The sequence below is a fragment of the Undibacterium sp. 5I1 genome (assembly GCF_034314085.1).
GTDB lineage: Bacteria > Pseudomonadota > Gammaproteobacteria > Burkholderiales > Burkholderiaceae_D > Undibacterium.
In genome coordinates, this window is the sequence record NZ_JAVIWI010000001.1 from 1,394,691 (window position 1) to 1,414,231 (window position 19,541).

At 49.1% G+C, this 19,541-nt stretch carries 11 protein-coding genes and 4 pseudogenes; 4 read left to right on the forward strand and 11 right to left on the reverse strand.

Annotated features, from left to right (window positions below):
- Positions 1–11: 11 nt before the first annotated feature.
- The 10 genes and pseudogenes from RGU72_RS06280 to RGU72_RS21395 form a co-directional block, all read right to left on the reverse strand.
- On the reverse strand, positions 12–647 hold the full coding sequence (locus RGU72_RS06280) for an SOS response-associated peptidase family protein (protein WP_322118918.1): 636 nt from the start codon (positions 645–647) through the stop codon (positions 12–14).
- 133 nt (positions 648–780) lie between these two features.
- Entirely contained in the window at positions 781–3,924 is a 3,144-nt protein-coding gene (locus tag RGU72_RS06285) for an error-prone DNA polymerase (protein ID WP_322118919.1), read from the reverse strand.
- Between the two features lie 6 nt (positions 3,925–3,930).
- Positions 3,931–5,400, reverse strand: a complete 1,470-nt coding sequence (locus tag RGU72_RS06290) for a DNA polymerase Y family protein (RefSeq protein ID WP_322118920.1) — start codon at positions 5,398–5,400, stop codon at positions 3,931–3,933.
- Positions 5,333–6,073 carry a translesion DNA synthesis-associated protein ImuA gene (gene imuA / locus RGU72_RS06295; RefSeq protein WP_322118921.1) on the reverse strand — a complete coding sequence of 247 codons (741 nt, stop codon included), beginning with the start codon at positions 6,071–6,073 and terminating at the stop codon, positions 5,333–5,335. Before imuA ends, RGU72_RS06290 begins: the two co-directional genes overlap by 68 nt.
- Before the next feature lie 268 nt (positions 6,074–6,341).
- The gene (locus RGU72_RS06300) at positions 6,342–8,930 is read right to left on the reverse strand and encodes a GGDEF domain-containing protein (protein ID WP_322118922.1); all 2,589 of its coding nucleotides are present in this window, start codon (positions 8,928–8,930) and stop codon (positions 6,342–6,344) included.
- A gap of 146 nt (positions 8,931–9,076) precedes the next feature.
- Positions 9,077–9,784, reverse strand: a complete 708-nt coding sequence (locus RGU72_RS06305; RefSeq protein WP_322118923.1) for an IS6 family transposase — start codon at positions 9,782–9,784, stop codon at positions 9,077–9,079.
- Between the two features lie 56 nt (positions 9,785–9,840).
- Positions 9,841–10,434, reverse strand: a pseudogene (locus RGU72_RS06310) (IS6 family transposase); the annotation flags it as partial.
- A 464-nt stretch (positions 10,435–10,898) separates the two neighbouring features.
- A complete protein-coding gene (istB, locus tag RGU72_RS06315) occupies positions 10,899–11,729 on the reverse strand; it encodes an IS21-like element helper ATPase IstB (protein ID WP_322118259.1) in 831 nt (276 codons plus the stop codon).
- Positions 11,722–13,218 carry an IS21 family transposase gene (gene istA, locus RGU72_RS06320; RefSeq protein WP_322118258.1) on the reverse strand — a complete coding sequence of 499 codons (1,497 nt, stop codon included), beginning with the start codon at positions 13,216–13,218 and terminating at the stop codon, positions 11,722–11,724. Before istA ends, istB begins: the two co-directional genes overlap by 8 nt.
- Before the next feature lie 116 nt (positions 13,219–13,334).
- Positions 13,335–13,433 (reverse strand): annotated as a pseudogene (locus tag RGU72_RS21395) (helix-turn-helix domain-containing protein); the annotation flags it as partial.
- Between the two features lie 21 nt (positions 13,434–13,454).
- Here RGU72_RS21395 and tnpA point away from each other — a divergent pair.
- The 4 genes and pseudogenes from tnpA to RGU72_RS06345 all read left to right on the forward strand — a co-directional run bounded on the left by tnpA (position 13,455) and on the right by RGU72_RS06345 (position 16,413).
- Positions 13,455–13,855 (forward strand): annotated as a pseudogene (gene tnpA / locus RGU72_RS06330) (IS200/IS605 family transposase).
- Positions 13,856–14,078: 223 nt separating this feature from the next.
- The gene (locus RGU72_RS06335; protein ID WP_322118925.1) at positions 14,079–14,786 is read left to right on the forward strand and encodes an SOS response-associated peptidase family protein; all 708 of its coding nucleotides are present in this window, start codon (positions 14,079–14,081) and stop codon (positions 14,784–14,786) included.
- 269 nt (positions 14,787–15,055) lie between these two features.
- Positions 15,056–15,172, forward strand: a pseudogene (locus RGU72_RS06340) (RNA-guided endonuclease TnpB family protein); the annotation flags it as partial.
- A 57-nt stretch (positions 15,173–15,229) separates the two neighbouring features.
- Positions 15,230–16,413, forward strand: a protein-coding gene (locus RGU72_RS06345; RefSeq protein ID WP_322118926.1) for an IS3 family transposase whose coding sequence is annotated in 2 segments (ribosomal slippage) — positions 15,230–15,497 and positions 15,497–16,413 — 1,185 coding nt in all. Because the reading frame shifts where the segments join, the coding sequence is not laid out codon by codon here.
- A gap of 666 nt (positions 16,414–17,079) precedes the next feature.
- Here RGU72_RS06345 and RGU72_RS06350 read toward each other — a convergent pair.
- Positions 17,080–19,410, reverse strand: coding sequence for a DUF6351 family protein (locus RGU72_RS06350; protein ID WP_322118927.1), 2,331 nt, complete (start codon positions 19,408–19,410; stop codon positions 17,080–17,082).
- Between the last annotated feature and the right edge of the window lie 131 nt (positions 19,411–19,541).

A 19,541-nucleotide genomic window follows, 5' to 3' on the forward strand; every position in this document is an offset into this window, starting at 1 on the left:
GGGTTAGACGCTTACGGCTTTGGAGCCGGCGCCGCAGTCATCAACTCAGCATTAAAACCTTGCAAGTAAGTTCTTGCAAATTCAGGATCAGTACACCCAAGCCAATCGTCGTATTCACTTCTCTGAATAATTACAAGCTGGCGTTTCTCTTCCCCGTTTTTATGGAATCGCTTCATCAAAGAATGCCCATCTGCATTGATCGTCAGTTGAGTAAATGCATAAGCTGTAGTGCCGTCTGCTTCTTCCCATTCTCGGTAGATACCGGCGACTGCAAACGCTGACTCATCTATCATTCCTATAGACCAGCGTATATGTTCGCCAGCCTCATAATTAGGCTCGAAGAATCGCTTCATTGGTACCAAACAAAATTGGCAGGTTTTCCAATATTGCTTATAGGTCCTCAGAGATCCAACCGTGTCCGATCGTGCATTCATTGTAGAAAGTTGAAGTCCTGGCGGCATAAATCGTTTGGGAATCATCCCGTAGTTTGCAACGAGACCTTGACGTGTTGTGTCAGTTCCTTTGATGATGATCGGTCCCAAATAATCACGGTAGAGTTCTTCGTTCCATTCTGCATATTGATCAAAGACGGTATCGAATTCATTTGCTAAGGTTTGCTTTGAAACAGTGACATAGTTGACGCACATGATAGTCCTTTCATTTCCAATGCGAAGTGAGATGGCATTCGTCGTATTAGTTGCAGAGATGCTGCAATGTTGATTTACATACAGTCTAAATTGTATTGAAATAGTGAGGCCGTCCGGTCGTCAACACTATTCATCAATGGAAATCTCGACTAGCTACCGCCAATGAGGCAATCATCGGCGACAAATCGACTAAATACATGGCAACCAAATGACGCACGTTATTTTGATTTTGCCACTTGCCATAAACTCCCAGCATGGTTGCACCAAGCAGTACCGTGCGCTGTTTCTCCACCAGATCAGGCCAGCAAATGACGTTGACAGTACCAGCCTCGTCTTCTAAGGTCACGAACACGACGCCTTTAGCCGTTTGCGGCCGTTGCCTTACAGTGACAATGCCACAGCCCCGCGCCAGTCTGCCATCTTCATAGCCATTCAAGACGGCGCTCGACATCAGTCGCATTGACGTCAACTGATCGCGCAATAGCGACAGGGGATGTCTACCCAGGGTTAATCCCGTATGCCGATAATCAGCAACAATACTTTGGGCTTCAGACGGTTCTGTCAATTGCAATACGTCTTCCACAATCGGCGCACTCCGTAATAGCCCTTTGCCGGGGACGCTAGCCACCGCATGCCATAAAGCTTGTCGCCGATTGCCCACCAAACTGACCAAGGCATTCGCACCTGCCAGCGCCTGAAGATGTCCGGCATTTAAATTTGCTCGACCCGCCAGATCATTGGTATCGCTGAAAGGGCGAATGGCACGTGCTTCCACAATTCTAAATCCAGCATCTTGCTCTAATCCTCGAATATGATTGAGCCCTAGGCGTACTGCCATCGACTGTCCGGTAGTAGGCTCTAATGATGCCTCCCAGGTGCTGATACACACATCTAACGGCCTTACCTCTACTTGATGACGTTTCGCATCTTGTACCAAGGCGGATGGTGTATAAAATCCCATAGGCTGAGAATTTAATAATGCGGCTAGAAAGGCTGCAGGCTCATGACACTTCAACCAACTACTGGCATAGGCTAACAAAGCGAAGCTGGCGGCGTGCGATTCGGGGAATCCATACTCTGCAAATCCCCGGATCTGACCGACAATCGAGGTAGCGAATTCTTCTGAGTAGCCGCGTTCGGCCATACCCGCCATGAGTTTGTCTTCAAACTGCTCCAGCCCACCCTTACGTTTCCACGCAGCCATTGCCCGTCGCAAGCGATCTGCTTCACCCGCTGAGAACCCAGCTGCCACCATTGCAATTTGCATGACCTGTTCCTGAAAAATAGGGATACCCAATGTTCTGGATAAAACAGATTCCATGGCAGGACTGGGGTATTCAACCGGATCGATTCCTTGTCTACGGCGCAAATACGGATGAATCATGCCACCCTGAATTGGTCCGGGCCGAATAATGGCAACCTCGATGACCAGATCATAGAATTGCCTTGGTCGGAGCCTAGGTAGCATCGACATCTGCGCTCGACTTTCAATCTGAAACACACCAACGGTATCGGCCTGACAAATCATGTCGTAAGTTGCAGCGTCCTCAGCGGGAATATCATGCAATTCAAATCGCTCACCACGTTGCTCTGATACGAGTTCTAAGGCGCGACGAATACAGCTCAACATTCCTAAAGCCAAAATATCGATTTTAAGTAGGCCCACCGCATCGAGATCGTCCTTGTCCCACTGGACGATAGAGCGGTTGGCCATTGCCGCGTTCTCTACAGGAACTAGCCTGGAGAGCTTGGTATGAGAAATCACAAAGCCACCCGGATGTTGAGAAATATGGCGTGGAAATTTCATTAATTTATCGGCCAGTTCACACCATTTCTCTGCAATGGGAGAGTCTGGATCAAATCCGCAGGCACTTAACCGAGCGCGTAAATCCGAGCGTCCGCCCCAGCCATGACTGGCTTTCGCTACCTTCTCTACGACAGACAAATCGATACCGAGTGCTTTCCCCACATCACGTAAGACACTACGTGGGCGATAACTGATCACCACGGCTGTCAGCGCAGCACGCATACGACCGTATTTGTTATAGATGTACTGAATCACTTCCTCACGACGCTGATGCTCAAAATCGACATCAATATCCGGCGGTTCATTGCGTTCTTTGGAAATAAAGCGCTCAAATAATAAGGTGCCACGCGAAGGGTCGACCTCGGTAATCCCAAGGCAATAGCAAACACTGGAATTTGCTGCAGAGCCTCGTCCCTGGCAAAGAATATGCTGTGACCGGGCAAATCGAACGATGTCATATACCGTTAAAAAATAACTTTCATAGGACATTTCGGCAATGAGGTTAAGTTCGTGTTCCAGTTGCAATTGCACATTTCCAGGAATGCCCGCAGGAAAACGCCAATGTGCACCAATGTAGGCCTCCTTCCTCAAATAACTTGTGGCAGTTTCACCTTCTGGCACTACTTCATGCGGATATTCATATTTGAGTTCGTCTAGGGAAAAATGACATTGGTCAGCTACCCGCACTGTTTCATCCAGAGCACTACGAGGATATAAATTGGCTAGTCGTAATCGTGAGCGCAAATGCTGCTCCGCGTTCGGAGTAAGTTGATAGCCACACTTTGCAACGGGAACACCCAGTCGGATTGCGGTCATCGTATCTTGCAGAGGCTTGCCAGAGCGTACATGCATACAGACGTCGCCAGTGGCGACAATGGGCAGACTAAATTCTTCAGAAATGGCGCTGACCAAGTCTTTATGCTTATCGTCTTGTGCGCGATGATGCAGCGTTAAGGCGATACGGGCACGACCCGGCGCGCAGGTCACTAACCAGGCAGCTTGACGTTCCAATTCTTCATAGGGACAGTTGTATCTTGGCACCAAGATCAACTGACAGTCCGGCATACCGCGCAAATAAATCAGTTCACCGGTTGGGCTTGCAATGTCGTAGGGTTGAATAAGATAAGACCCTTTCTCAGCACGGGTACGACCGACCGTAATGAGTTCAGATAGATTGCCGTATCCCTGTTTATTCATCGCCAGAATAATCAAATTAAACGGCGGACTATGATCTAAGGGAGTCACCTGCATTTGACTGCCGATTAGCAAGGATAGTCCCAGACGCTTAGCTTCAACATGGGCTTTGACCACGCCTGCTAAGGTGCATTCATCGGTAATAGCGAGTGACTGATAACCGAGCTCAAAGGCTCGCTGCACTAAGCTCTCTGGCGAAGATGCTCCTCGTAGAAAGGTGTAATGACTCAGACACTGCAGCTCGGCATAGGCCGGTAATTGGGATGGATTGGCCATAGCATCTCACGCGTATAGCCCGTGTAAATACCATTTGGCTTCTTGGGTTCGTTCAAGATAAATCCAATAACAACTGGTATCGCTGGCTTGCGCAACAAAGTAATCTCTTGCTGCGATCTGATCATCCCACCAACCAGCCTCGACCCGCTCAGGTCCTTTAATGAGTTTTAAAGGCGAGATATAGAAAGGCCTCTCGTCACGCATGATCAGTGCGATGGGTTTATCCAATATCCAAAAAGGGCGCTCCAGTAATTCAGTCTTGTCATCCAGTCTGATGGGCTTATCTGAGGCTGACCCCCAGGCGTTACAGACCTCAGGTCGGTAGTCATTCAGTGCGACTGGCGTTAATACGTTCTCTCGTCCCAACCTGGCCGTGAGCAATTCCAACAGGCGGTTGAAATCTGCGGGATTACCGCCGGGTTCCGGAAACAAGGATTGTGTTGGTGCGATCATCGGCACGACTTGCTTCACCTCCAGGCGTAGCGCAATCACTGGAGCAATGAGCTCTACTCGACCAAGTCGTTCTTTGAGCAAACGAATTAAATGTTCTTCGTGCCAGGCCGGTTCTGCCAGCATAATTTCTATCGTACTAGGATCGATCGCTGCACGTCCACGTTCATGCTCAAGGATGAGTACAAAGTGCGAAACCGCCTGTTGTAGCGAGACTAGCCAGCCAATGAGTTGTTCAATCAGTCGGATTGCACCGTGTAACAAAGCATCAGCATGTTCGATTCGATCATATGTTTCTAGCCTTGCTGAGAAAGTGAGTGGAACTTTGATCCATTCAAATAATTCTGGTGCCTCGCCATAGGCACGATCTAACTCATTGAGTAATTGTTGATTGGTTCGGCGTACTAGGCCTGCGCGGGGCAGACGACGCAATGCGCCAAGATGATCAGCACCAATACCAGACAACCACTCTTCATGCACAGCAGCGGAAGGAAGAAGACGGCAAGGGAGTTGATCTAAACGCTTTTCTAATGTCGCCATTTTGATTGCACGTCGCCGTACCGAAAGCACACGTCGTTGTCGTGCCCGAGCCAGCAACCAAGAGCCCATCGCTGTTGGTGCAGTCCCTATGATGGCGGTAAATCCTAGTCGCCGAATACTCTCGCGTATCTTGTGACAAATGGCAAGACGACCGCCGAACAAACGTAAGGTGGTAGTGACATCAAGGTGGATACAGAAATCGGTTGCATGTGTGACCTCTGGGGTAAATTGCAGTAAGGCCATCGTCAAACACTCTAAGGCTAACTGCTCTTTAGTCGGGTTGCGGTCGAGCAGCAATGTCGATGGCGCAATCGCTGAGACACCTCCAGAACGCATACCGAGTCTCACGCCGCTTTGAAGTGCTTCTATGGATGCCACAATCACTTGTTCTTTGTCCATCACGGCATATGCGCCGGGATTAGACCAAGATGGACGAAGGGTCTCTAATGGTAGTAGCGGAAAATGTAGGCTTAACCAAAACCGCATGATTGTTGTCCAAAGTTTGCTTAGGGGTAGGCATATCAGCCAAGGGAATAAAAAGAGCTTGTTCGGATTGTGGCCCTCGTCGTTTAATCAGGTTAAGAGCAACGCCACCAGTCGCGGGGCTGAGTGCGATCCGTAACGGTGAAGGGGACGCTTCTCGCGCACTGGATATCGGTCGCATCAACCAAAACCAGGTATCCGTTGTCTGTGCGGCGAGATTCAATCGGCGCAACGATTCAGCACGACAATTGGTTTGCCATAAAATCACCGCACCATAGCTCCCATTTTTTAAAATCTGCTCGGTAGACCACAAGGCATCGGCCGTGCTTTTAGCTTTAATCCAAAAAAGTCGCGAAGTATCAATCCCCCAGGATTGGCAAGCCATTCTTTGGGGTAAATAGGGCGGTTGGATCAAGGCAATCTTTTGTGATTGAGACAATTTTGCTAAGATTGGTTTCAGCAACTGCATTTCTCCGATGCCGGACTGCTGCAGTAAAAGCTCAATTAAATTAGACCGTGGCCAACCTGCATTCGGTAACTCATGATCTAAGATCTCAAAGCCAGTGGTCAATGTCGAGGCTCTGCATACCGCCATTTCATTGGCACGCCAGACATCCGGAAACGACAAGGGAGATAACCTCGCTTGCTGCTCTATGGACGGGTTGGCTTGAGACATGATGATCTTTGAAGTAGTTGGAGCAAACGTTACTCAATAAATACTGTATATGCATTCAGTATAATTCAACTATTTTGAAAATGCACTGCTTTTAAAAATGAGTCGATCTCGCTGTCAATCAGTGTCTTGCATTTATCACTTGTCAGCGCTTTCATCTCTCATTTGGGCCGGTACTAGTACGCGTCGTGTCGGGATTGCGAACTTTTTCCAGTATGCTGAATTTAGCCAAAACTGAAAAATTTGCGATGCTGATTGACATCTAAAAAGATTAGCCGAATTGCTCGACACGATTTCTACCCATTTTCTTACTCCGATAAAGCGCTTCATCAACTCGGGTGAGTAAACTTTGGGGAGTATCGTTTTTGTTGGAGCCAGCAACACCAAAACTTGCCGTCTTAGTTCCAACAATTTGAAAAAGGTGTGAGGCGATTTCTAGACGCAGTTTTTCCGCTAATTTATAAGCCCCTTCAATATCCGTGTCGGGACAAATAATCATAAATTCCTCACCACCCCAACGACCGACAATATCGACTTCACGAGTGCTTTGTTCCAAAATGTTGGACATCTCCTTCAACACCTGGTCACCAACCGGATGTCCGAAGTTATCGTTCACGCTTTTAAAGTGATCCACGTCTAAGAGAACAACTGAGAAAATGCTTGCATATCGCCGGCTTCTTACCAATTCATCTTCAAGTATTTGGTCAAGTTTTAGTCGATTGAAGAGGCCAGTTAGCCTGTCTTTAACCGCAAGTTGTTCCAATAATTGATTTTTCTCAAGTAGCTTCTCTTGAACCTCCGCGTTTGCCATTGCAATAGAGCCATAAGCGCAGAGCGTTTCAACGATAGCGCACTCGCGTTCACTAAAGACATGTCCACCAGTCGATTGAATAACCATTATGCCTAGTAGTCGCTCATTGATTTGAAGTGCGGACATCAATTGAGTGCGATCTAAGCGGTTATTTACCGTATGGGTCTCTGCGGAGTCTCGTGCGTCGAAATGCACTTGCCGAGCCTGAGCATAGAGTGCAATCGGATTCGTTTGGTCATTCAGCAGAATTTCAGCAACTAATGGCTTATTCTGGCTGTCCTGACCAAATACCAATCTCAAAACATTGCCGCTCTCTTTTAACTGGTAGACATGCAGGTTGGTTGAATCAACGAGATTTCTCAGATGCAAATCGAGACAAGAGAACACCGCATCTGCATTCAGATTCCCAATGATTTCTCTACCAATTTTAGCTAAATGTTCCAGCGTAGCGTTTGCAATTAATAATACATTTATTTTTTCTGCCTCCGCTTTAGCAAGCTGACTCTGAAACTCCGCCTCCACACGTATTTTCTCCGTTTGGTGACTAATTTCCATGGCGCTGGCGCGATTGGTCACTTCGCTTGAATAGATTTTGTCTCGGTTAATACTCGCACTTTTACTGATTCGATATGCTTCAGCATAATCACCAATATTCGCATATTCAGACGCAATTGAATCCAGCAGATCGCTTGGGACAAAATAGTTTTGTATGGATTCGGCTAGCGACAGCGCCCGTTTCAAAAAGTCGAGCGGTGTTTTATGAGGTTCACTTTCCTGAAATAGTTCTGCGGGAAATTTTTGATACAAGTCGGCCAGTACACGTAGTGCTGCTATCTGATACATAGCATTTGACTTAGCGATCTTTAGTGCAGCATTCGCAGCGATTACCGCATCGCTTTGGCGGTTTAGATGAAGCAACGCTTGCGCTTGACCTCGTTTGGAAACGCAATGCAGGTCCGCAGCGTTGAGAGCGATTGCGCGTTGTTCAAGTTGCTCAAAAATAGGTAGTGCATTTGAAAACTGCTGGCGATCTAATTCAATATCCCCCAGATAGCGCAAGGCAATCGCATATTGCCGTGAGTTGGGCATTCGCGATATTAGGCTGAGAGATTCTTGAATCAAAGTATAAGCATGGTCATAACGGCGGAGTCTGCGCATAGATGCTGCGACAAGAAATAAACTTCTTCCTAAGCAAATAGGCCAGCCTTTATCCCGAGATAGATCCATACATCGTTGCAGCCATTCCAGAGATGCGCTGTAATCGTTGAGATTGACATAGCAATCGCTAATACTGCCTGCAACAAAAACAGCTCTGCGAATTTGACCCGTATATAGAGCATCATGGTAAGCATCCACACAATATTTGATGCTCTGAACAAAATCGCATTTAAATGAGGCGACCAAACCCAAAAATTGGGTAATGGAAGATTTGGAAGTTGAATCTTTTTTTTCTGAATCAGGTTGGAAATAGGCCTTCCATTTCATGATGCTGGCGTCAACGTCAGTAAGTGCATCAAAACTAGCTCTCCAAGCTTGACCCACTTCGACCCGGGTAACATCACACAAGGACGCTGCACTCTCCATGCTTTGTATTTGGTAGTCACGTTGTGGGAAATTGCCTAAATCCTCAGAAATCCATGCCAGTAAATGAAAGGCATCAGATTCAGCAGCGGCGTCGCCCGAGTCGACAGACGACTGCAAAGCCAGATTAGCCAGTCTCTCGCTCTCTTCAATTTCACCATTTAGCCAAAAGATTTCACCTCGTATTAAAAGTGTACGGGCTGATATTTGTTGACTTAATTTTGGGCTGATATTTATTGACGATAACGTATCGTGGACTTGCTCTACAAGTGCCAATGCGCGGGCAGGTGCGCGTTGACGTAGGTGCCAAGCCAATTCGACTGATACGAAGATTCGCTCTTCGACATTCTCCGATAGGAATCTTAGTTCCAGATTGGCGACCTGATCTTCCGTGGCAAATAGCGAAATTGGAGCTTGGTGTATAGATTCCTGAGCAAAGCTACGAGTTCGTAGATTATTGTCAAACAATTGATGTCCCTTAGGCAAAATGCTGATAGATAAAAATCATAATTAAAGCGTCGTTTAGCATAGCAAAGAAATCAAAGATAAGTTGCCAGGTTCTATCGCAATAGCGAACCCAAGACGGAGTCTTGGCAGACGGATTCCGCCTATCATTAAACAGAGCGGATTTTTCCTGCCAAAGCATAAAATTGGTCGGCAAAAGACAGATCATCTGCACCTTCCATCATGAGTTGACCCTTGCGAATAATGTGCATGAGTTCGATACCAACCAGGATGCTTTTGGCTAATCGGAACGATTTGAATACAAGCATTGGTTTTGTTATCCGTTTCACTGCACGATGGTCTTGTTCCACGATATTATTGAGGTACTTGATCTGACGTACCACCATAGGTATTTCCATGGAAGCGTTGATCTCGTCAATCGCCGCTTTGTTGGCGCCGCGCTTGTCCATCGTGACTTTTGCAGGTGTGCCGTTCGCCTCCATGGCTTTGTCGAAAAACCGTCTGGCTGCTGCCTTGTCCCGCTTGGCGGTCAAGAGAAAATCAATCGTCTTGCCTTCCTTGTCCACTGCACGATAGAGGTATTTCCAGGCGCCTTTGACCTTGATATAAGTCTCGTCCATCCGCCAGCTTCCACCGACCGGGTGCTTGTGCTTTCTGAATATCTTTTCCAGTAACGGCAGAAGTCGAATCGCCCAGCGGCTGACCGTTGAATGATCAACGAATACACCACGCTCCGCCATCATTTCTTCGATATGGCGAAGACTCAGCGGGTAGGCTGCGTACCAGCGCACGCAGGTCAGCATTACTTCAAGCGGATAATGCATTCGTTTGAGTACCTTGCGTAGCTCGTCTATCATTACATGAATCACAAATTTTGTCGGATCGGCAGTCTAACAGAGACGGCTTATTGCGACAGAACCTCAATTCCCGCCAGAATATTTCTGGCTGCACGAAAGGACTTGAACCCAAGCATCGGACGTGTCACACGCTTGATCCCACGAAGATCTTGCTCAACCATATTATTAAGATATTTTACTTGCCTTACAATAACGCTCAGTCCCTTGTCTTCGATGATCTGATCAATCGCTGCTTTATTTGCACCGATCTTATCCATGGCGATCTTTCCTGGTAAGCCATTGAGAAGCATGGCTTTGTCGAAGAAGCGCATGGCAGCAGTTTTATCGCGTTTAGCAGTTAAAAGAAAATCGACGGTTTGTCCTTCTTTGTCGACGGCACGATACAAGTATTTCCATTGTCCATTGATCTTGATATAGGTTTCATCCATTCTCCAGCTGCTACCAACAGGGCGTTTATATTTTCTGAATGTTTTTTCGATCAAAGGCAGAAACCGGATTGCCCAGCGGTTGATGGAGGAATGGTCAACAAAGGCGCCACGTTCTTGCATCATCTCTTCGAGATGGCGGTAGCTGAGTGGGTAAGCTGCATACCAACGAATACAGACGGCTATAATTTCTAATGGAAATCGCATTCGTTTCGTATCAAGCATGGCGCACCACCAATTTTAAAAAAGGTGCTGAGCATAACCGATTTCGCCTTTTAAAAGTTAATGCGACGGAACCAGTACATGTCATTTGCAGACCAGTTTTATGCATTGGCAGGTGTAGTCCGTCCAACGATAATATAAAAAGTCGTAACCGCTTAACCTCGTCTTTTTAAAAGTTAATGCGACGGAACCCTTTCATTTAGGGGGTGTTGCCGCTCCCATTTTGGCACATCGATGCCGTTTGAAAGAGGGCGTCCATTCCATTAGAACCGAAAAATTTGTCGAGGTTTCAGCAATGGGACAGAAACTGTAGGACTGTTGGCGCGCACTCAATATTGACCAGCTGCGCGCATTGAATATTGACCAGGCGCTTAGTTGCTGAGCATACAAGTTTGTTTCAGGTTTGTCGATCAATTATGTGTGCATTGTTTTCTCCATTTGTTGAACTCAATTTAGCCACTTAAGCACTAAAACTCCTGCCCAGAGACTTCACCAGGTTCTGCTGATATCTCAGTCTCAGGCTTGTTTAATTCCCGGCTTCTTTCTCTTGATTTAATCCGCATTTTTGCTGTGGCACTGCTATGTTTGAAACGATAGGAATCATTACCTGTTTCAATAATATGGCAATGGTGTGTCAGTCGGTCCAGTAACGCAGTCGTCAGTTTTGCATCGCCAAAGACGTTGCTCCACTCAGAGAATGTCAGGTTGGTCGTGATGACGACGCTGGTTCGTTCGTAGAGTTTAGACAGTAAATGGAACAGTAACGCACCACCCACCTGTGAGAATGGCAGGTAACCTAACTCATCTAAGATCACCAAATCCATCTGCATAAGGCTTAGGGCCATGCGTCCTTGTTTGCCTGCTGCCTTTTCTAATTCCAAGGCATTCACCAGTTCAATCGTTGAGAAGAAGCGCACTCGCTTTCCGTGTTGCGTAATACCGGAGACCGCCAGTGCTGTTGCCAGATGGCTTTTACCTGTGCCAGTGCCACCAATCAGCACCACGTTGTGCGCAGCCTCTGTGAAGGCTAACGTGGCCAACTGTTCGATCAGCTTTTGGTCTACTTTGGATTGGCTAAAATCGAAATCAGCTAGGTGGCGATGAATCGGAAATTTGGCAACGTGCAACTGATAACGGATCGAACGCATCGCTCGATCCGTCGATTCCGCTTCTAACAAGTGTTGAATGAGCCATTCCGATGTACTCACGGACGCGGTACTCTGTGCTGTTAAATCGGTATAGGCAGTTGCCATTCCATATAACTTGAGTGATTTAAGTTCACTGATGATGTTAAACATGCTGATTCTCCTGATGTAAGCTGTCGTAGCGACTTGCATCGGCTACCGGCTCTTCGATTAATTGCAAGCTTGTGGCGACGGGGTCAGGACGATCGCCCTGACTTAATCGCACCAATACGTTAGTGATGTGTTCAACACTGGTTGCACCGGACTCCAGCACTAGTTCTACTGCCACAATGACGGTATCAAGGCCATGGTGCGGGATAGCCGCTAACACTTGAGCCATGACGCGATCACCACCGGCACGGCGTAGCAAGGTGGTTTGCAATTTGATTAAAGGCGCCGGCATCAATGCAAAGGGTGCACCGTTTCGTAAGACACCGGGCTTTCTTTCTGCCAGAAGGATGTAATGCTGCCAGTCATAGCTGGTCTGATCACGTCCAAATAGTCGTAGATGACATGCAACCCTCTCATTCTCAGCGTAGACGGCAATCTGTTCTGAATACAGATGAACACTGACCATGTGATTGGCCAAATAGCACGGTACTGAATAACGATTACGGTGGACATGAACTAAGCAAGTAGAAGAAACCCGTGCTACGAGTTCGACATAGCCATCGAAGGGTGTTGGCATCGGCATGAGTTGGGCTTGCTCATGTTCCAGCACGTCGGCGACGGTCAACTCAGGGTAATCCGGATGGCGGCATTCACTCCAGAGTAACTTGCAGCGTACCGCCAGCCATGCATTGAGTTCCGCAAAGCTGCCGAAGCGTTCCTGTCTGGCGTCGTTCCAGATACGACGGCGACTATCCTGGACGTTCTTCTCAACAATACCTTTCTCCCAGCCAGACGCCACATTGCAGAAGTCGGGGTCAAACAAGTAATGGGCTGTCATTGCAAAGAAGCGTGCATTGACGATACGACCTTTGCCTTTCATGACTTTATCGACAGCGGTCTTCATGTTGTCATAGATACCGCGCCGTGCAATACCACCCATGGCAGTAAAGGCGCGAGTATGGGCATCGAAGAGCATTTCGTGGCTTTGCGTCGGATAAGCCACCAGCCAAAAGGCACGGCTGGCGCACAGCTTAGTGTGTGCTACAAGGATTTTGCGATGAATGCCACCAATGACAAGCAGCTCCTCACTCCAGTCAAACTGGAATGCTTCGCCGAGTTGAAACTTCAGTGGAACGAAGGCAGATTTACCAGTGACTTTGGCAGCTTGGTCACGCCAGGCGTAAATGTAACGGTTGACACCCGAGTAGCTACCGGTGAACCCTGCTTGCTGGAGTTCCTTAAATAGCATAAGCGCAGTACGACGTTCTTTTTTAGGTCGATGGCTGTCGGTTTGTAGCGCTAACTGAATGAGGGATGCAAAGGGAGCTATTTTACTGACAGTCGGAGGCCGGGCATACTTCGGCTCAGTCCCTTCGGCTTCTTTAAGCCACTTCTTGATGGTATTGCGCGACAGGCTGGTTCGTCGCTGAATTTCGCTAATGGATAGCCGTTCTCGGTAGAACAGCCGCCTGACCTTAGAGTACATTCCCATGGTAATCACCTTGAATTCCCTCGCAGTCAAAACTGCAAGGATAGGTTAATTTACCTGGTCAATATTCAGTGCGTATAACTGCGTTTATCTGGTCAATATTGAGTGCGCGCCAACATGTTATAGACAAACCTACACGACCCGGCGAAGCGACGCATATCGCGCTGCTGTTCGCCGTTTGGCATCAGTGCGTATTTAAAGGCTTGAAGTCTTTGCATCGTTAGATCATAGTCTGGTCTATGAGCGAAGACAACAACGATATTAGGAATGGAAGACACTGTGTATTTATGATGCATGTGCATCTGGTCTTTGTGACGAAATACCGTCGCGGGGTATTCACAAAAGAGATTCTTGACGACCTGCGCCCAATATTTTCCAGCGTCTGCAATGACTTTGAATCGGAACTGGTAGAGTTCGACGGTGAGGACGATCACGTTCACCTCTTAGTGAATTACCCGCCTAAAGTGGCAGTGTCAAAATTGGTTAATAGCTTGAAAGGCGTTTCCAGCCGCATGATTCGAAAGAAGAACTACCCGAGCATCCGCAAGAAGCTATGGGGGGCGCGCTATGGTCGCCTTCCTACTTTGCCGGTAGCTGCGGCGGCGCACCCATTGCCGTTATCCGGCAGTACATCGAATAGCAGCAGACACCACACTAGAAGCACCAAACCGGACGGCTTCGCCGTCCGCGCTCTTGACCCCGCCCTGAAGGGCGTGGTTTGCCGCGCAACCGCTCAATTTAATAATTGGATGGGGTGGAGTTTACTGAGGTTTAAAAAAATGATGGACGAATATACGATGAAAATTGGCTACGTTTTTACATAACGGCAGCATTCACTTTGTATTAACAATGAAAGTACTATCGTGTGCGTCAACTATGTAACGGTCTCAAAACAAACTCTAGCAAATGAATTCAATACGGTCTTTGATCAAAATGTAGAATGGAACGAAGAACTCTATCGTGATTATTTGGGGCCTATCATCATCAAAGGGACTGGCACAGTACGTCAAGGTCTCGTTGCAAACTACGGGATGATTCCCAAACGATTTATGCCGCCAGGACTTCAACTTTCTACAATGAATGCACGATCGGACACGGTCGGATCTCTGAGGACCTATAGGCAATATTGGAAAACCTGCCAATTTTGTTTGGTACCAATGAAGCGATTCTTCGAGCCAAATTATGAGGCGGGCGAACATATACGCTGGTCCTTAGGCATGAGGGACGAGTCAGCGTTTGCGGTCGCTGGTATCTACCGGGAATGGGAAGAAACGGATGGCACCACCGCCTATGCATTCACCCAACTGACGATCAACGCAGATGAGCATTCGTTGATGAAGCGATTCCATAAAAACGGGGAAGAAAAGCGACAACTTGTGATCATACCGCGAAGTGAATACGACGATTGGCTTGGGTGCACTGATCCTGAATTTGCAAGAACATTTTTGCAGGGATTCGATCCTGAGTTGATGGCCGCAGCACCCGCTCCCAAGCCTAAGAAATCAGTTGTAATGAAGAAGGCGGCAGGCGTGGATGCAACGGCTAATCCTAATTTTGATTTATTCGCATAGCTTTTATAATTGACGTCCTCCCCCACCTCAGCCGTGCTGCTGCTGCTTACAGAAAGGAAGGGGATTCCTGCTACCAGCGTCGCACGTCCACGACGGAGAATATTCCTGGCAGTCAAACAGCGTCATACTTTTACCATGTGTCAGCACGCGAGTTTTCCGGATATATCTGTCAAGAGGGCCGTCGTGTCTGAATTGTTAAATATTTCCATAGTTCTGAATTTTACAAAAAGTGGAAAATTTCCCGCGCTGATTGACATGAAGAAGTCAACGAAGCGTATTCTACCCAAGACTGTTCTGCGTGTTTTGCACGCAGCGGCCCGAAAGGACTGAAAGATCTTGGAATAAGAGAATGGACTTGTCCGCACTGCGGCACGATGCATGTGTAGTGGTCTAATAAAAACGGACACCAAGATAGGTGGATAATTCACCTATCGAGGAAAGAAATGACAAAGCAAAGAAGAACATTTGACACCAATTTTAAACTGCAAGTTGTCCGCATGATTCATGATCAAGGCTTGAGCGTATCGCAAGTCTGCAAAGATATGAAGTTAGGCGAGACCGCTGTACGTCGCTGGCTCAGCCAGGTGCGTGCGGAACAAAGCGGACTGCCTGGAGTTGGTAGGCCACTCACCGCCGAGCAGATCCGCATCCGCGAGTTAGAAGCCCAAAACCGCCAGCTGCGCATGGATGTCGATATTTTAAAAAAAGCCTCGGCCTTCTTTGCCCGGGAACTGAAATGAACTACCGGCTGGTTCAACAGTTGCAAAAGGAGGCTATACCAGCGCTGCAGGCATGTCGCGTATTGGCCGTTTCCCGTTCAGGATTCTATGCAGCGCAACAACGGCAGAAACGTCCGGCAACGGTCTGCGGCATCAGCGTTCATTTGCAAGCGAGTTTTACTGCCAGCGGCAGTACTTATGGCAGCCGGCGCCTGCAAACCAGCCTGAGACACCAAGGCTGGCAAGTGGGACGTTATCGTGTGCGCAGCTTGATGAATCAACATAACATCACGCCGGTATGGAAGCGGAAATTTATCCACACGACTGACAGCAAACATGATTTACCTGTTGCCGAGAATATTCTGAACCGACAATTTGAACCGGCACAGCCAAATGCTGCCTGGGTAGCAGATATGACCTATATCCGCACGCGCAGTGGCTGGCTGTATCTGGCAGCGGTGCTGGATTTGTATTCCCGCAAAATCGTTGGTTGGGCAATGGCTCCCAACATGGAGGCAGAGCTGGTGTGTGCGGCATTGCAAATGGCGATGATGCAACGCAAACCAGCCAAGGGCATGATTGTCCATTCGGATAGGGGTAGTCAATATGCCAGTGAAGCCTATCAACAACTGCTGGCGAAAAATGGCTTACGTTGCAGCATGAGCCGCAAGGGAAACTGTTGGGATAATGCAGTGATGGAGCGTTTCTTTTTGAACCTGAAAATGGAGCGCGTATGGCGTCAGGACTATGCCAATCACGCTGAGGCGATGAAAGATATTGCAGACTATATCGTCGCCTTCTACAACAACGTCCGATTGCACTCCACATTGGGAAATCTGCCTCCCAATGCTTATGAACAAAAAATGGCAGATCAAAAACAACCTATCTTGGTGTCTCAAAATACTTGACCACTACAATGATCGTGATCGCAATGCAGCTAAGAACATTCTCCATCGAGGACGAGCGACGCTGGTAGCAGGAATCCCCTTCCTTTCTGTGTGAGCAGCAGACGCAAGGCTGAGGTGGGGGAGGACGTCAAAAATAATGTTCAAAGTCGGGCCGTCTGGATGTTTAGTTAGCGTGTAGACGGGAATCGGTGCCGAAAGAGGCTATATGTCGATGCAAATATGCGAACGATAATATTCAGTGCGGGCTTGTCCGCAGTGCGGCACGACACATGATCGTGATCGTAATGCGGACAAGAATATTCTCAGTAGCAGACGTAAGACGCTGGTAGCAGGAATCCCCTTCCTTTTTGTGTAAGCAGCAGCCGAACGGCTGAGGTGGGGGGAGGACGTCAAGCGTTGGGAAAATATCTACTCTGTTTAAAGAAGAGCGAACGCCGCCTTGGGTTCGCTATTAAGAAAGAACCCTGTTCGGTGGGTACGAATTGAATGAGCTGCCGGCTAGGATGCAACAATATCAGAGTCTCGATTGATTGCTAGTCGATACCGTCCATCAATTCGAGAAACCGTTCGGCCAAAAAAACACCCTGCGAGAAGGGTGTTTTGATTTCTACTATCGGGTGGCATCCACCGTAGGGTGGGCGGGAACATGTGCGATAGTGGCCTCGCTTACAGGGGCTTCGACACCGGTGCCGCAGGAATCGGAGCGCCGCCCGGCGTCGTGGCGAAGGTCAGAGGACTGACTGCATCCTGCTGGCCAACGCCCGGCTTGCTCCAGTCACACACCCCCGAGGCGAACACGGTCTTGAGGCGTCCTAGTTGCGTCGCGCTAACAGTTGCCGGTGCATAGTCGGCGGTGTCGAGTGGCTTGAGTTGGCACTTCAGGATGTTTTCCGATACCGAACCGCCCGCGACCTGGCGTGGCGAAGAGTGAGTGGCGAGGAACTTGTCGGCATTACAGACCGCCGCGTCGGTCACCTTGTTTGTGAAGCCAGTATCACTGCTGAGGTAGCAGAAGTCTACCGTGGTAGCAGGTTTGGCAGCGAGGATCTTTTGGTCGATCGTCTTTGAACTGGTGTCGGCCTTGACCGCCGTCATCCACTTATCCATCTCGAGGAATGCCGCAAGCGTTAGACCGGAAGCGTTAGGCGCCACAAGGCCGGTGCCGAAGCGCCACAACACCAGATTGCCGTGACTGCCATTGGCCTGGTCGAGACGATCGCGCAGAGAGAAGCTCCTCCAGATATGGTGGATACCGAAGATCGTGACATTGACTAAATTATTCGGCGGCACGTTGCCTGGCAAGATCGAGTCGTCGAAGCCGCGTAGGTCGAGGATGGCCGTCTTGGCGAGCTGCTTGCCGCTGGAAACGATCCCGGCCTTGTAGGCGATGGCCAGTGCTTCCGGATCGCCTGAACTGCGGGCAGACGTGGCGTTCAGGTCGCCGTCGGTGCCACCGATGACTTCGTTCAAGGTCACGAATTCCTCGGCGCTGATGGCATTTGACTGGAATGCCCTCAAACCATACTGGATACCAGTATTGTCACGGGTGTCGCGTGCACGGGTCGAGCCGGTGGCCTTACCCCAGATGGCAACGGAAGCGTCTTGGCTACCGCAACGGATGCCGGTCGGATTGGTGACTGGATCGTATACATCCTTGGCCAGCAATTGACAATTATTTTTCGAGGCGCCCAGCGGGATCACGTCACCGTTGCTGTTGGCGACGACTTTCTGCACGTAGTTACCGGGAATGTCGCTGCTAGAAAATAGGTTAAACCATGCATGACAACCGGTCTGATCCATATGGCCATTGATAGCGGCTTTCTTCGCATCGATAACGGTTTGTGGCAAGCCAGCGTTTAAACCTTTCCATTGGGAGGAGTTATACGCATTGACGAGCAACTGGCAGTCCGCTACTTCGAGGCCGGTGGTCTGCGAATCCGGGTAGGTACAGGTCGGCAGGATACCGTCGATGAGCCCGGGATTGATGGAGCCGTTGGTCAGCTGGTTGATTGAGCCACCCGAGCAGCCATTGCTGATCGTGAACTTGATCAGTCCGTAGTTTTTGATGATTTTTTCTTTCATCATCATCACGGTTTCGCTCATCATGACCCGGTTCGAGTTGAGTGCCGAGTCAGTCAGGCTGTTTAATGCTACAGCGAAGCCTCGTGAGATCGCAGCCTCTTCGGTCGGCCACGTCTGGTTTGAGCGGAACTGGCGACGGGGTTGACCGGTACTCGAGCCAAACGTGTACAGTACTTTGCCGTTCCAGCCCGCCTGTGGTGCATACGGCGTCCATGGCTTGTTAGCATCGAACAGGACGGCGATGTCGTAGATACCGCGATTCAGTGTCCCGCGCTCGACGCGCACTACGTACGGTACTTTAAGTCCGGTATCGGTGGTGGTGGTGGCAAGGTCGGCCGGCGCTGCGGCGCTCGGATCATAGGGCTTGAAGCAGCTGTTGGCCGCCGCAGAGGTCATCGGCACCGGGTCTGGCAGCGTATTGGTGCAGCCGGCCATGATCGACTTGTACCAGAGCTTGTACTCAGTTTTGATATTGCATTGTGCATCAACGGCCGCCGTTGACAGGCCGCTGGCGTTAATTGCCGGGCTAGTAGCGGTTTCTGCCGAGGCAGTTGGTGCAGCGCAGATCCACGGTTGAATCTGCGGACCCGAAATGATCGGTCCGCCGATCGGAAAGTTCTTCACGGCTAGGCTGGCCTGGGCGGCATTGCTAGCTTTGGCTACGATCGTGTTATCACCGACCATAAGGCCGGTTACCACACCGGTGCGCCGGCCGTCGGCGCGCACGTCGAATTGGCTGGTGATGTTAGCGCCATTGAGCTCGACCGTCAGGTTGGTTGCGGTAACGCCAGCTGGTGTGACGATTTCCACGAAGGCTTCGCCGCCGCTGACCATATCGGCCCGCGTCGATAGCACCTTGACTTCAAGAGGGGCCTGATTGCTGTCCCCGCTACCGCCGCAACTGGCCAGGAGCATGATGACTCCTGCCAAGACGCTCACTCGCGCCCACAAGTTCTTATAATTCATTAGGTGTCTCCGTCTATTTTTTTTGGGGTACTGCACGAGTGTGCTTTTTTAGTATGGCGCCGATGATTTGGGGTGTACAG

Bases quoted from the DNA above. Each gene is read 5' to 3' on its own strand.
- RGU72_RS06280 (WP_322118918.1), bottom strand. From the start codon at position 647: ATGTGCGTCAACTATGTCACTGTTTCAAAGCAAACCTTAGCAAATGAA.
- RGU72_RS06285 (WP_322118919.1), bottom strand. From the start codon at position 3,924: ATGGCCAATCCATCCCAATTACCGGCCTATGCCGAGCTGCAGTGTCTG.
- RGU72_RS06290 (WP_322118920.1), bottom strand. From the start codon at position 5,400: ATGCGGTTTTGGTTAAGCCTACATTTTCCGCTACTACCATTAGAGACC.
- imuA (WP_322118921.1), bottom strand. From the start codon at position 6,073: ATGTCTCAAGCCAACCCGTCCATAGAGCAGCAAGCGAGGTTATCTCCC.
- RGU72_RS06305 (WP_322118923.1), bottom strand. From the start codon at position 9,784: ATGATAGACGAGCTACGCAAGGTACTCAAACGAATGCATTATCCGCTT.
- istB (WP_322118259.1), bottom strand. From the start codon at position 11,729: ATGTTTAACATCATCAGTGAACTTAAATCACTCAAGTTATATGGAATG.
- istA (WP_322118258.1), bottom strand. From the start codon at position 13,218: ATGGGAATGTACTCTAAGGTCAGGCGGCTGTTCTACCGAGAACGGCTA.
- RGU72_RS06350 (WP_322118927.1), bottom strand. From the start codon at position 19,410: ATGCTCCTGGCCAGTTGCGGCGGTAGCGGGGACAGCAATCAGGCCCCT.